Here is a 14,201-nt window from a genome sequence, read left to right as displayed (position 1 = left end):
AGGAGATGTCGAAACCGTCGCTCCTTCGCCCGTCATTGTTTCGGGAAATCGCAGGGTTCGGCGCCGTTATCGCCCAGATAGGCGGGAGGCGGGCCTGGACGGCGCTGCTCTTCCTGATCATGGGCAGCCTGACCGAAGGCATCTCCATCCTGCTGCTGGTTCCGCTCTTGCAGCTGGTCGGACGCTCCGGCCAGGATTTCGCGATCAAGCTGCCCGACAATGATTTCATGCGCTGGCTGGTGCCGGACGGCACGCTGAAGCTGACCACGATGCTGTGCATGCTGGTCGCGCTGGTCGCGCTGCAGGCCGCCTTCAACCGCTTCAAGTCGGTCTACATGGCCAGGCTTCTCTTCGATTTCATCAACCGCCTGCGCATGAACCTGTTCGAAAGCATCGGCAAGGCACGGTGGGGCGTCTTCACGCGCATGCGCGGCTCCGACCTCGACCATGCGCTGACCGGGGACATAGACCGCGTCCAGGGAGCGGCCTTCTCGCTGTTGATGCTGGTACAGATCGCCGTGCTTCTGGCCGGCTATCTCGTGATCTCCATGTTCATTTCGCCGGTCATGACGCTGTTCGCCGTGGTCATCGGCATCCTGATGTTCCTCGCGCTGCGGCCGTTCCGGTCGCGGGCCACCGCCTTTGGCCAGGTCCTGACGACCAACCGTCAGGATCAATACCGTACGGTCTCGGAATTCCTCGGCGGCATCAAGGTGGCCAAGAGCCTGAACATCGAGGCGACCTATTTCGCGCAGTTGCAGGCGACACTCGAAAGGATGAAGGCCGACAACATCGCCTATGTGCGCAACAGCTCGACCGGCACCGCCCTGTTCCAGGTGGCGAGCGTGATCGGCTTGAGCCTGTTCATCTATGTGGCGCTGGTTCGCTTCGACCTGTCCCTGGCCGAGATCGTCGTGCTGCTGCTGGTCTTCATGCGCATCGCGCCGCGCTTCATGGACATGCAGACGCAGGCGCAGCAGGTCCTGATCAACCTGCCCGCCTATGCCGCGATGCGCAGCCTGCAGATGCGTTTCGACGCCGAGCGGGAACCTGGCCATGCCGGGATCGAGGACGCTCGAAAGCTGTCGCTCGATTTCGGACTGAATGTTCGCGGCGTCTACTTCGCCTACGAGGACGGTGCCGCCAAGACGGTGGTGAGCGACATCACCTTCGGCCTTCCGGCCGGCAAGGTCACCGCCCTTATCGGCCCTTCGGGATCAGGCAAGAGCACGATCGCCGACATGCTGCTCGGCCTGCTCGAGCCGACAGCCGGCACGATCCTGGTCGACGGCGTCGAGATCGACGCCGCCAATCGCCGGGGCTGGCGCGACCAGGTCGCCTACGTGCCGCAGGACGTGTTTCTCCTGCACGACACGATCGCGGCGAACCTGCGCCTGGCCGCACAGCAAGCCAGCGACGATGAATTATGGGCCGCATTGCGATCGGCCCATGCGGCCGAATTCGTCGAACGGCTCGACCTCAAGCTCGAAACGGTGGTCGGCGACCGCGGCGTGCGGTTGTCGGGCGGCGAACGCCAGCGGATCGCGCTGGCGCGCGCCTTGCTGCGCAAGCCGTCGCTGCTCATCCTCGATGAGGCGACCAGCGCGCTCGACTGGCAAAACCAGGCGCTGATCGCGCAATCCATCGACGGGCTGCGCGGCTCGATGACGATCCTGACCATCGCGCACCGGCCATCGATGATCGCCTTCGCCGACTGGGTGGTGGCGATGGAAAACGGCCGTGTCGTCGAGGTCGGGCACTATCGGCGGCTGAAGGCGAAAGCCGGAAGCCGGCTGTCCCGGATGCTTTCGGGCGAACAGTCAGAGTCCGAACCCGCCGACGTTGCCTGAGGCCGGCCGATCTGGGTCAGTGAAGGCTTCGCCCGGCGCCGCCCAGCTTTTCACCCTCGGCCACCTCGGCCGAACCCAGCTTTCTTTCGGCCTCGCGTGTCCTGTCGGCAGGCGTCGGCGCGCTTCTGGCGATCATGGCATAGACGAGCACGAAGTAGCCCGCCTGGATGACCACGGCACAGATGATGACGCGCAGCAGCGTCGTGCCTATTGAAGCGCCGCCCAGCCATGACCAGCCGACGACGATCGCAAGAGCGAAAATCATCCCAACGATGAATTTTGGAAGCGACATACCCAACAGCCCACAAACCGGCCCGGGTATATCAAGTCATTGCCCCACCCGAGCGTCGTCCCTTGTCATGCGGGCTTATTAAGTCGCCCGCTCCCGGCCGGTTGCTTCCGGCCTTTCAACCTGCCGCCACTTTGACAGGTATAATTTGCAATTCTATTAAGGCGAGCAAATGGCCGCAAGGGCAACCGCATTTATTTTTAGGTGAGCTTTTGCGCTCGACTCGCTCGTGCTGCAACGCACACGGGGGGATTACGCGCAACTTCGGCTCTTCGGTGCTTTTCAGTAAACTCTACAATATCGGATAGTATTTTATTAGAATGCCCTCGTATATCGTGTCGCGCTAAAGCACCAACGAGTTCGGTTCAGGGGCATAAAGAACGCAGCGCCCAGAAGTTGCCCCAAAAGGGCCTCTATTTTTCCGGCTATGCCCATTTATTGTCATAAATGTGCTAAATATTCCGAAATTTGTGCAAGGCTCGCTTATTATTTAGTCAATTCATGACGTGACTATTTCAAGGGTGCGGGAAATTGTGTGTTGCGCTGCAACATTTTTTTGATATCGTGCGGTAAACCATCCGGTCAACGCATGGAGTTTTGGCATGAGGGACGTTGCCAAGTCGGCCACAGCGGAGTTTTCGCAGGCTGGCGTCGATTTTCCACCGCCGATCGGCGGCCTTATCAAGCGAAGTTTCGATATTGCCGGTTCACTGGCCGCCCTGATCGCGCTCAGCCCGCTGTTCGTGATGATAGCGCTGCTCGTCAAATTCTCTGATGGCGGATCGATTTTCTACGGTCACCGGCGAATCGGGCGTGGCGGACGGATTTTCCCTTGTCTCAAGTTCCGCACCATGGTGCCGGACGGCGAAAGGGTACTGGCCGCCTATCTGGCGGCCAATCCGGACGCCAAGGCGGAATGGATAGCCACCCGCAAGCTGAAGAACGATCCGCGCGTCACCCGGGTCGGCGCGGTCCTGAGGAAACTCAGTCTCGATGAGTTGCCGCAGATCATCAACATCCTTCAGGGCGACATGAGCCTTGTCGGACCTCGCCCGGTCGTGCGCGACGAACTGGAGATCTATGGCAGCGCCGCCGTGTATTACCTGAAGTCCCGCCCCGGCTTGACCGGCCTGTGGCAGGTCAGCGGCCGCAACGACGTCTCCTATGATAGCCGCGTCGCGTTCGATCGCCACTATGTCGAGAATTGGTCACTTTTCGAGGATATTCGCATCATCATCAAGACAGTTCCGGCTGTCTGGATGTCGCGCGGCTGCTACTGAGCGGTCGCGAACCGGATCGCACGCGGGGGATCTCTCCCGGCAGGCATCGGGCGCAGGCTCATCGGGCTGGTGGGGCCAAAGCGGATCGGAACGTTCAGTTGAAGATAGACATGTTCGAAGTTTTTTGCAGCGGCCCGCATTCGGGCCGCTCGCGGCGTTTGCGGCTCGTGGCCAGCTGCCTGGCCCTGTCGCTCGCCCTGCCTCGGATCGCCATTGCCGACGAATACCATCTCGGATCGCAAGACAAGCTCACCATCCGTATCGCGGAGTGGCAGACCGTCGAAGGCACGTTCCGCGACTGGTCGGCGGTGAATGGCGTATACACGGTCGGGCCGGCCGGAATGCTGTCGGTGCCTTTCGTCGGCGAGCTGCCGGCATCCGGCAAGACAACGGCCGAAGTCGCGGCGGCGATCGGCGAGGCGCTGCAGCACAAGCTCGCTTTGTCGGACCGGCCCGAGGCATCGGTCGAAATGGCGCAGTTCCGGCCGTTCTATATTTCGGGTGAGGTGCAGAACCCCGGCCAATTTCCCTATGTGCCCGATCTGACGGTGCTAAAGGCGGTCAGCATCGCCGGCGGCATCCGGCGAAGCGCCGACTACGGCCCGCAGCTCGGCAAGGACCTGGTCACCGCCAAAGGCAATTTCGACATATATGACGACCAGCGCGTTCGACTGATCGTCAAGCGCGCGCGCATCGATGCCGACCTTGCGGGCAAGTCGAGCTTCGAGGTACCGAAGGAGGTCGAGGGCGATCCGAGACTGCAGGCCATCGTCGCGGACGAGATGACGATCCTCACGGCTGACCAGAAGGCGCTGAAGCTGAAGCTCGAGGCGCTCAGCGACCTGAAAGGGGTTCTGCAGGCCGAGATCGAATCGCTGCAGAAGAAGATCGTCAACCAGCAGAAGCAGGTCGACCTGGCGCAGCAGCAACTCACCAGCATCGGTCCGCTGGCCCAGAAAGGCCTGGTCGCCAACGCAAGACTGCTGGATTCGCAGCAGTCCGTCACCGACCTTCAGGGCAAGATCCTGGACTACGAAACGGCCATCCTCACCGCCAAGCAAGCGATCAGCAAGGCAACGCAGGATGCCATCGATGCCCAGAACACGCTGAGCTCGAGCCTCGCCGCCGACCGGCAGCAGACCGAAGCCGACCTGAACGAGGCCGCGCTGAGGGTCAACATGCAGAAAGGATTGATGGCCCAGGCCACCGATCCCGCCACCGTGGCCGCCAGCGCAACCAACGAAGAGCCGACCCTGATCTATTCACTGCTGCGCGCTGCCGACGGCAAGACGAGCGAGATTGCGGTCAAGGAAGACACGCCCGTGCTGCCGGGCGATGTGATCAAGGTCAAGCTGGCGCCAATGCCTAGCCAGTAGGCCGCTTGTTTCCCGGGGAAGCCGTACACACTTTTCCTGGAATTGCTGGCGCGGGGCGGCGTTTGAGCGAATCGCCAGCCGCTCTATCGCCTTGTTTTGAAGCAAGCCCAGACGGGAAACCGATCCGCATTCATCGAGCCGCGTCGGTGCCGGGCTCCGGCCCGCTCCAGCCTCTGGCCGCATTTGCCTCCTCCATCCTTGCCGCAGACCGGCGAGGACGGGCAACGGGCAGTCGCGCCAGCTTGAAGAAGCTGAAATACATCAGGAAGGAACCCATGATGTAGGGGTTGAGGATCTCGACCTCGACGAAGGAGCGGATCAGGAGCAGCACCATGACGCCGGCCAGAACGACCGAATCCGCCCGCCATGTCCCGAACGCCACCGCCGAGACATGGCCGTAGAGCGTGCGCAGGATGACCAGCGAAACCAGCGTCGCGCCGACGAAGCCGAGTTCGACAAGGGCTTCGATGTAGGTATTGTGGAAGTGGAAGCCGGTGCGGGTGGTGATGTAGAACTCGTTCCACAGGCGCTCGGCCTCGGCAAAACCCTGGACCCAGTATGCGGCATAGCCGACGCCGAGCATGGGCGCCCTCTGCGCGGCGTTCCAGCCCTGCTCCCACAGATAGGTGCGCCCGGTGAGCGTCGAATCCTTGCCGAAGAGGCCGAGGACGAAGTCCATGAGGCCGAGGTTCAGCGCCACTAGGATAGTGACGACCAGCATGCCGGTGCCGACCAGGAAGATCACCCGGCGGTAGCGTCGCGACAGCACCTTGCTCATGGCAAGCAGCATCACCAGCGCCAGCACCGCCGGCGTCGAGGCCATCGAGGTGGCCGAATGCGAGATGACCAGCAGATAGGCCGACAAAAGCACGACCGGCACCGTCAGGAACAGGCTTAGCCGGCCGTGCCTGAGGAAGGCGATGAAGACGACGCTGAAATAGATGCCGAGCGAGGCGACGAAGCCGATCTGGTTCTTGGAGGCGAAAGCGCCGACGAAATTATACGTGCCGTCAAGGACGTCCTCGGAATAGGCCCCCACCTTGAGAGAATAGAGCAGGACGACGAATATGCCGACCAGGGCGCCTATCGTCAGGGTCCGCACGCTGACGGCGCGCGCCGCGACATAGGCGCAGGCGATGTGGGAGAAGTACTGGACGGCCGTCCTCGCGGTGATGCCGGGAGCGTCCGACCAGAAGACGGAGAAGCATACATAGGCCGCGAACGACAATGGCAGCCAGGCGCTGGACAGATGCCGCAGGAACCGCCTGTAGTCGACCATGATGAGGGGCAGCCACACCGCATAATAGGCCAGGATCAGCACCTGGCCGAATATGACGGAGTAGGAGAATGCCCAGACCGAAACGGCAACGGCAAAACTGCCGTAGACCGAGTTCCTCTCGGGATCGATCAGCAAGGACTTTGGAATCTTCATCTCAGGTTCTCGCCGAGCCTACCCCGGACCGCCGCGTAGCCGGCAGGCATCTCCGTAAGAAGGGTGCAATCGACGGCATCTCCATTGTGCAGTGCAATATAACCTATCGCGCCCCGCGCTCAATGGCAAATCCCGTCACCTTGTCTTACAGCCGGGCGAGCGCCGAGAGATCACGTCCGGGACAGCCGCCCGGACGGAATTGGAGTTCTCGTTCAGTGCCGGCCTCCTCCACCGAGGCCCATAGCCAGCCGTGCGCTACCAAAGTGCTCCGCCGGTGATCTGTATGTTTTCCATGGTGATGCCCTTGGCCATATCCGAGCAGAGGAACACGGCCAGCGCCGCGATCTCCTGCGGCTGGAGGATGCGCTGCTGCGGGTTGCCCCTGGCGATCTCGGCCATCGCGTCCTCGGCCGTGCGGCCCTTGCCCTCGCGCTCGACGACCTGCGCCACGTTGCGGCGCATCAGTTCGGTCTCGACCCAGGTCGGGCTGATCATGACGCAGGTGACGCCATGCGCCGCCCCCTCGAGCGCCACGCAACGGGTGAGGCCGAGGAGACCGGCCTTGGAGGCGCAATAGGCAGGATTGTCCTTCCAGCCGACCGAGGCGGCGGTCGAACCGATGTTCACGATGCGACCCCAGCCGCGCTCGATCATGCCGGCCAGCACGGCGCGGGTGGCGCGGAAGGCGCCGGTGAGATTGGTGTCGACGATCTTCTCCCACAGCGCGTCGGAGTGGCCGCAGACCGGCTGCTCCGCCGTGGTGCCGGCGGCGTTGACCAGGATGTCGACAGGGCCGACCGCCGCCTCGGCGTCGGCAGCGAAACGGTTCGTCACATCGCTGTCGCGCACGTCCAGATGGGCGGCGTAAATCCTCGTTCGATGCGCGCCGAGAGCCGAACGCACGCGCTCTATCTCGTCGGCGCCGGGATAGTAGGCGGCGTCGGATCTCTCGGCGCCGGCAGGAGCGACGTAGGAGCCGACGGCGACATTGGCGCCGGCCTGCGCCAATGCCGTGGCAATCGCCAGACCCATTCCGGAGAACCCGCCGGTGACGATTGCGCTGCGGCCGGAGAGGTTTGTCATCGGGCATAGGCTCCGCACGGTACGGGACGGCCCATCAGTCCCGAGAGGATCTGAACCTCATACGGCAAGATAGCCTCGATCGAAGCCCATTTCGGAGCCGGTGACGAATCTCGTGTCCTTGCCATCAGCTTTCCTTGTCCATCGGCTCCAGCGGCTTGCCCAGCCAGTCGCGGTAGAAACCTTCCAGGTCGGGTTCGAAATCATGGACGATGGGATAACCCGGCGCCGCTGCCTCGACCTCGTGCAGCGTGCCGCATTGCGGGCAGATGAACTCGCGGATTTCCATCCATTCGGGATCCGGCAGGTCGCTGTTGGGATAGATCTCGCGCAGCGCCTCCTCTGTGTCGCGCACGATGATCGAAGCCTTCAGCTTCCAGTTCTTTCGGTAGTCGCCGAAGGAATGGCCGCATTCGCAACGGGTTACCCGCTCGTCGCCGCTCTGGCAGATGAAGAGGTGGTCGCCAACAGGGAGCAGTATCGGATCGCTCCAGCCGACTCGGTCCTGCAAAACCGAAACATATTTGAAGAAGCGATCGTCGTCCTTGTAGGCGCTCATGACGCGGCGCGTCTGCGGCCAGGGCAGCGTGCCCGCGACCAGATCGGCGATGACTTCCTTGCTGTACGAGGTCATGATCCCTACTCCACGCCGAAGGTCGATTTGGCGTCGACATCCCAGAAGTTAGAAAAATCGCTGGCGAAGCGCGGCGAAAGCTTGAAGGCGCTGGCATACATCTTCTTCACCTCGGGCGCGAAATCGGCCGCCTTCACCCGCTCGCGCTCCTTGGCCATCCACTCCGAGACCGGCCTGGCCCGGACAAGCCGGCGCGACCGCATCTCGGCGCGGTGGCGCTTGGTGGTTTCGAGATCGGCGACGGGATAGCCGTCCTCGTCCTCGTCAAGCACGATACCGAAGACATTTTCGGCGGCTTCCCTGGTGAGATAGCCGTTCTCGACGTCCGATGCCGTCTTGACCGGATCGCGCTCCAGCACGTCGCCATAGCCGCCGCCGCCATTGTAGGAATGTGTGAACACGTCGCCGGTCTTGTGGGGCGCGGTGATATAGGGCCCTTCCATCGTCACGTGCTGGCCTTCGAGCCGGACCTCGAGTTCAGAACGATAAGGATTGGTGCCGGTATGGTGCGCCAGCGGCGCACCCTTCTGCGCAAGCTCGAAGATGTTGCTGTCGCGCACCGCGCGGTGTTTCTGGCAGGTCGGCGCCGGATAGCCGCCGCAAAGCCCGCCATTGTCGAAGACGCGCGAGGAATGTTCCGAGGTGACCAGACGGAGATGATCGGTCTTCGAAACCAGCCAGGTCGACAGGAAGGCGCAGCCGCCGCGATATTTGCCGGCGCCGCCGGAATTGGCAACGATCGAGCGGCCGATATAGACCATCGGCATGTTCTGTTCCCAGATCTCGATGTTGCCCATGTCGGATTCAGGGTTCCAGCCGACATAGGCGGTGTCCAGCCCGTCCTTGATGGCAAGCGCGCCGGAACCGGCGGCCGCGCATTCGAAATGCGCCATGCCGAACAGCGTGCCGTACTGGCTGGTGCCGCCCATCTCGATCATCGGGCTGTTGACCTGGCCGACGAAGGCCTCCTCGACGAAGCCGCGGGCGATGAACGAGCGCGACAAGAGCCGCTGGAAGACGCCATAGGCCGGCAGGAGCAGCGCCCAGGACGTGGCGGTGGCCACCATCTCGTTGTCGGGATTGGTCCAGGTGCCATGCGGCAACTTCAGCTCCGTCGCCATCCAGGCGCCGTCATTGACCAGGCCTTCGAAATTCATGTGCTGGGTCAGCGTCACGAACATGCCGCCATCCATGCCGGCCGGCGTGCAGTTCATGGAATGGTAGCCCCAGGGCTGCGTGCCCTCGAAATCCATGACGATCTTGCCGCCTGTGGTGATCTCCATTTCGATCGGAATGTTGTAGAGCCAGTCGGGATCGCCGAGCGGCTGGTAGCCCGGCTTGCCCCTGGTGACATGACCGTAAAAAGTATGCCCCCGATAGATGCCGGGAACGGTCAGTTGTCGCGTGCGGGCGAGCTGCGCGCGGCGGCCCTCCTCGATGAATTCCTTAGACACCTTCATCCAGTAGTCGAGGCCGATCTCGTCGATCAGCGCCTTGACGCTTTCGCGCATGTCGATGCAGGAGGCGACCTTGGCCTTCTCGTCCAGCACCCAGTAGATGGGCATGCGCAGATTGCGCTCGCAGCGGATCACGTAGTCGCGCCGCAGCTCGTCGTTCTGGCCGACTTTTTCGGCGCAGACGAACAGGCCTTCGGTGAAGCGCTCCTGTGCCAGCGCCACGTCGCCGCCCGGCGTGATGCCGCCGGCCTCGAGTTCGTGGCAGACCGCGCCCGCCCAGCCGACGAGTTTGCCCGAGTGGAAGATAGGCACCACGTCCATCACGTCGGGCACCTGCACGGTGCCGATGAAGGCGTCGTTGTTGGCGAAGATGTCGCCGTCGACGATGCGGGGATTTTCCTCGTAGCCTTGTCTGATCATCCATTTGATAAAGCGGCTCATCGTGTGCACATGCACCATGATGCCGTTGGAGAGCGCGATGGCGTCGCCTTCGGGCGTGTAGATGGCGACGACCATCTCGCCGACCTCGCGCACGCCGGGCGAAGCCGAGATGCGACGCGCCATCTCGCGCGCCGAGACGCAGTAGGCGCGCAGCTTGGTGTGCAGCGTCTCGAATTTCAGCGGGTCCTGGTTGCGCAGTTCGAGATCGGTAATGCCGTCATAGCAGCCGGTCTCGTCCATGAGCCGTTCGGATTCGATCAGCCGCTCGCGCAGACGCAGGGCGGAGGCGGGTTTGTCCAGCATGGCGTTCGCCCTCTCAAGCATGGGAGTAGTGGAGCAGCGTCCATTCGTCGACGAAGACACGGTCCTGCGGATGGACGACGAGCGTGGTGGCGGGGTGTTCGATGATGGCCGGGCCGGTCACCTCATGCCCGGGCAGCAGGAGATCCATCTCATAGAGATCGGCCTTGTGCCAGCGGCCGCCAATATAGGCCTCGCGCACGCCCTTGTGCGCAGATGCGGGGCTTGAGGGGCCGAGCGGCCGCTTGAGCAGCACGGGCTTGACCTTGTCGGCGGTGGCGATGAGGCCGAGCTCGGTGATCGAGAAGCCGGCTTCGCCATAGCGCGAGACGCGATGGTTGACCTTGGCGTAGACCGCTTCGAACTCGTCGATGACCTTGCGCATCTCGTCGGCCGAATGAACCGCCGAGAGCGGCGCCATCACCTCGACATCCTCGAGCTGGCCGGTGTAGCGCATCATCAGGAACGGCACCGTCTTGATTTTGCCGAGCGCATGGCCGTCGGCGACCATTTCGTCGACAGCGGCCTTGGTCAGGTCGTTCCAGACGGCGGTGACCTTGCTGCCGAAGGCGACCAGCTCGTCGTCGCTTGCGCGGGCGCCGATGTCGATCTGCGTCGACACCGAATGGCGGCGCATGAAATCCGCCGTGGTGCAGCCGAAGGCGGAGAAGGCGGCTGCGAACTGGAAGGTGATGATATCCTTGAAGCCGATGCCCCTGGAGCAGCCGGCCAGATGCAGCGGCCCCGAGCCGCCGTAGGAAAGCAATGTGAACTCGGAAGGGTGGATGCCCTGGCCGGAGATGACGCGGCGCAGCGCGTTGTTGGCGTCTGCCTCCAGCATGTCGATCATGCCTTCGGCGGCTTCCTCCACGCCGACGCCGAGCAGGCTGGAGCACTTCTCCTCGAAGGCCTTGCGCGCCTTCTCGACCTGCAGCACGACCTTGCCGCCGAGGAAATAATGCGGGTTCAGCCGGCCAAGGATGGCGTCGCAATCGGCGATGGTCGGCTCGGTGCCGCCCCTCGCGAAGCAGATCGGGCCGGGATCGGCACCGGCGCTTTCCGGCCCGAGCGAGACTTTTTTCGTCAGCGGATCGACCTTGAGGATCATGCCGGCGCCGGCGCCGATCGTATCGAGATGCAGCGTCGGCACATTCAGCTTGAAGCGGTCCATCAGCGGCTCGTTCTCGATCCGCGTCTGGCCGCGCGTGATGACGCCCATGTCGAAGGAGGTGCCGCCCATATCCGAGCAGATCAGCGAGTCGTTGCCGATCAGCTTGCCGACATAAGCCGCGCCCAGAATGCCGCCGATCGGGCCGGAGATCATGGTCTCGTGCAGGCGCGGATGGTTGATCGAGGTGAGGCCGCCGAAGGAGAGCAGCGTCTGGACGCCGTATCTGAAGCCGTATTTCTTCGAGACGTCCTCGATCCCCTTGAGTTGCTTGCGGCCGCGCGAGGTGGCGTAGGCCTCGATCAGCACCGAGTTCAGCCGCGACTGCTCGCGGATGACCGGGCGAACCTCGTGGCTGCTGTAGACGAGGATGTCGGCCCCGGCAGCAGCGATCTCCTCGCGGCAGATCTCGGCGATGCGCTTCTCATGCACGGGATTGACATGAGAGAAGATCGTCATGATGCAGACCGCCTCGACTTTGTCGGCGATCAGCTTTTTCGCCGCGGCACGGACCTCATGCTCATAGAGCGGCAGTATGATGTCGCCGAACTGGTCGATGCGCTCCGTGACGCCGTGGGTGCGGCGGCGCGGCACCAGCGGATCGGGGTGATGATGCGTCACCGCGTGCAGCCGGTCGGCATAGGAATAGTCGGCCCAGGCCTGCAGGCCGCGACCCATCAGGATCATGTCCTCGAGGCCCTTGGTGGTGATCAGGCCGAGTTTCCTGCCGGTGCGCGACAGCAGCGTGTTGAGCATGCCGGTGCCGGAATAGAGCACCACATTGACGCCCGAGAACAGCGCCTCGAGCGAGATGCCCCAGGCGTCCGCCGCGTCCTCGGCCGAGGCGAGGAACCCCTCGGCCTCGTTCTTCGGCGTCGTCGCCGACTTGCCGATCTTGAAGCGGCCGTCCTGATCGACAAGGATGGTGTCGGTCATGGTGCCGCCGGCATCGATGCCGATGACGATGGGATTGGTAGAGATCTGGTCCACGGGTCGCCTCCCCTTGCCGAGCATTGACCACAGGCTAGATTCGCGGGACCGGATCGCGCCATATGCCTAAAGGCACAATGACGGGTGGGAGCTCGTCGCCGAAAAAGGGGCATGCGCATGGGCAACATCTGGGCGCCGCTCGCCATGGCGATCGCCGCCACCGGCACCGACAGGCATGTCGACTGCCTGATCGACCTGATCGGCGCCGACATCGCGCATGACCTGGTGACGGTGACGCGCTACTCGGCCACGCAGACGCCGCAATTCGTCAAGCACCGGCGCTTCTCCGACGAGATGGTGCGGCGCTACCTTGATAATTATTACGTGTTCGACCCCTTCTACGCTTCCTGGCGGCGCGAGCGCCGGCTGGGGATCATGCCGCTCAAGCGGCTGGCCGACGACGAGGCCAAGCGCGGCCAGTACATAGCCGGCTTCCTCGCGCAATCGGAGATCTGCGATGAAGTCGGCATCATGCTGGCCGATGGCGGCGACTGGTGCCTCGGCATTTTCCTCGATCGTTCGACCACCGCGTTCAAGGACGGCGAGATCGCCCTGCTGGCCGAGCGGCTGCCGGTGTTCGAGGCGCTGCACGCGCTCGACATCAAGACGCGCGGAAGCGACTTCTCGCGCAGCTCGGCGCCCTCCAGCCCCGGCGCCCCGGCGCGCCAGCAGCCCACGATCCCGGCGAGCCTGTGGCCGGAACTGTCGGTCAGGGAAAGGGAGCTCGTGCAATTGATCCTGGCCGGCCATCCGACCGCCAACATTGCCGAGCGGCTCCGCATCACCGTCGGCACGGTCAAGAACCATCGCCGGCGCATCTATGAGAAGCTCGACATCACCACCGAGCGGGAATTGTTCCTGCAGTTCTTCCTGTATGGGTCGGACAAATAGCGATCCGCCGCTGGTGGCGATGGTGCGAGCGCTGGGCAGGCAGCTCGAGGGGAACCCGGCGTAACGCGCCTAGGGGATTGGCCCAGACGATCGAGTTGCATGCCGGCTTGAACTTGGCCGGCGGCGACCTCACAGTCACCGCAGAACATGGTTGCGCCGTGCGGAGCCGATTTGCGCCACGACAGGGGAAACGAGATGCCGACGACTTTCGCGGAACGGTTTGCCGGACGCTCGGCCGTGATTACGGGCGGCGCATCCGGCATCGGCCTCGCCGTCGCACAGAGGCTGGTCGAGGAAGGCGGGCGCGTTGCGGTTTGGGACCGCGACCCCGCCCAGATCGAAGCGGCCAGGGCCTTGATCCCGACACTGCATGGCCAGACCGTCGACGTCGCCGACCCGGCGGCGGTGGATCGGGCGGCGCGGTCGACGATCGAGGCGCTTGGCGGGGTCGACATCCTGATCACCAGCGCGGCCATCACCGGTCCCAACATGACCGCCTGGGACTATTCGGTGGAGGACTGGCGCCTGGTCATCGACATCAACATCAACGGCGTCTTCTACTGCAACAAGGCGCTCGTCCCGCACATGCTGGGGCGCAACTACGGCCGCATCGTCAACATCGCTTCGATCGCCGGCAAGGAAGGCAATCCCAACGCTTCCGCCTACAGCACATCCAAGGCCGCGGTGATCGGCCTGACCAAATCGCTCGGCAAGGAACTGGCCAGGACCGGGATAACCGTGAACTGCGTCACGCCGGCGGCAGTGCGCACGGCGATCTTCAAGCAGATGAGCCAGGAGCATATCGACTTCATGCTGTCCAAGATACCGATGGCGCGCTTTGGCGAGGTCGACGAGGTGGCGGCGCTGATTTGCTGGATCGCCTCGGAGGAATGCTCGTTCACGACGGCCGCCGTCTTCGACGCCTCCGGCGGCCGCGCCACCTACTGATGCAGCGCGGCGCGCCGCCCGACCGACCGGCGGCAAGCAACTACAATTGCGCGTGAGGAAGCAAC

Annotated in this window: 11 protein-coding genes; 5 read left to right on the top strand and 6 right to left on the bottom strand. The window is 63.4% G+C overall.

The features are described 5' to 3' along the window. Positions 1-5: 5 nt before the first annotated feature. Entirely contained in the window at positions 6-1,850 is a 1,845-nt protein-coding gene (locus LB566_RS13735; protein ID WP_224624778.1) for an ABC transporter ATP-binding protein, read from the top strand. Between the two features lie 16 nt (positions 1,851-1,866). Here the strand turns inward: LB566_RS13735 and LB566_RS13730 are convergent, their stop codons facing one another. Next, complete coding sequence (locus tag LB566_RS13730) at positions 1,867-2,142, bottom strand: exopolysaccharide production repressor exox (RefSeq protein ID WP_224624777.1); 276 nt, start codon at positions 2,140-2,142, stop codon at positions 1,867-1,869. A 599-nt stretch (positions 2,143-2,741) separates the two neighbouring features. On the opposite strand from LB566_RS13730, the gene LB566_RS13725 reads away from it, so the two are divergent. Together LB566_RS13725 and LB566_RS13720 are read left to right on the top strand one after the other, a co-directional pair. Continuing rightward, positions 2,742-3,419, top strand: a complete 678-nt coding sequence (locus LB566_RS13725) for a sugar transferase (protein WP_140550286.1) — start codon at positions 2,742-2,744, stop codon at positions 3,417-3,419. A 110-nt stretch (positions 3,420-3,529) separates the two neighbouring features. Further along, positions 3,530-4,795 carry a polysaccharide biosynthesis/export family protein gene (locus tag LB566_RS13720; protein ID WP_224624776.1) on the top strand — a complete coding sequence of 422 codons (1,266 nt, stop codon included), beginning with the start codon at positions 3,530-3,532 and terminating at the stop codon, positions 4,793-4,795. Between the two features lie 130 nt (positions 4,796-4,925). On the opposite strand, the gene LB566_RS13715 is transcribed toward LB566_RS13720, so the two are convergent. The 5 genes from LB566_RS13715 to LB566_RS13695 all read right to left on the bottom strand — a co-directional run bounded on the left by LB566_RS13715 (position 4,926) and on the right by LB566_RS13695 (position 12,321). Beyond that, positions 4,926-6,227 (bottom strand): O-antigen ligase family protein, encoded by a 1,302-nt coding sequence (locus tag LB566_RS13715; protein WP_224624775.1) that lies wholly within the window; start codon positions 6,225-6,227, stop codon positions 4,926-4,928. Positions 6,228-6,482: 255 nt separating this feature from the next. After that, positions 6,483-7,310, bottom strand: a complete 828-nt coding sequence (locus LB566_RS13710) for an SDR family NAD(P)-dependent oxidoreductase (RefSeq protein WP_224624774.1) — start codon at positions 7,308-7,310, stop codon at positions 6,483-6,485. A 124-nt stretch (positions 7,311-7,434) separates the two neighbouring features. Beyond that, entirely contained in the window at positions 7,435-7,941 is a 507-nt protein-coding gene (locus tag LB566_RS13705) for an acetone carboxylase subunit gamma (RefSeq protein WP_224624773.1), read from the bottom strand. A 5-nt stretch (positions 7,942-7,946) separates the two neighbouring features. Further along, on the bottom strand, positions 7,947-10,142 hold the full coding sequence (locus LB566_RS13700) for a hydantoinase B/oxoprolinase family protein (protein ID WP_224624772.1): 2,196 nt from the start codon (positions 10,140-10,142) through the stop codon (positions 7,947-7,949). Between the two features lie 13 nt (positions 10,143-10,155). Then, positions 10,156-12,321, bottom strand: coding sequence for a hydantoinase/oxoprolinase family protein (locus tag LB566_RS13695; RefSeq protein WP_224624771.1), 2,166 nt, complete (start codon positions 12,319-12,321; stop codon positions 10,156-10,158). 87 nt (positions 12,322-12,408) lie between these two features. On the opposite strand from LB566_RS13695, the gene LB566_RS13690 reads away from it, so the two are divergent. Both LB566_RS13690 and LB566_RS13685 read left to right on the top strand, forming a co-directional pair. Continuing rightward, positions 12,409-13,188, top strand: a complete 780-nt coding sequence (locus tag LB566_RS13690; protein WP_224624770.1) for a helix-turn-helix transcriptional regulator — start codon at positions 12,409-12,411, stop codon at positions 13,186-13,188. A gap of 195 nt (positions 13,189-13,383) precedes the next feature. Beyond that, positions 13,384-14,136 carry an SDR family NAD(P)-dependent oxidoreductase gene (locus LB566_RS13685; protein WP_140550294.1) on the top strand — a complete coding sequence of 251 codons (753 nt, stop codon included), beginning with the start codon at positions 13,384-13,386 and terminating at the stop codon, positions 14,134-14,136. Positions 14,137-14,201: the final 65 nt, after the last annotated feature.

The organism is Mesorhizobium sp. CA13, assembly GCF_020165235.1.
GTDB lineage: Bacteria > Pseudomonadota > Alphaproteobacteria > Rhizobiales > Rhizobiaceae > Mesorhizobium.
This window is presented reverse-complemented; position numbering and strand designations above follow the sequence as displayed.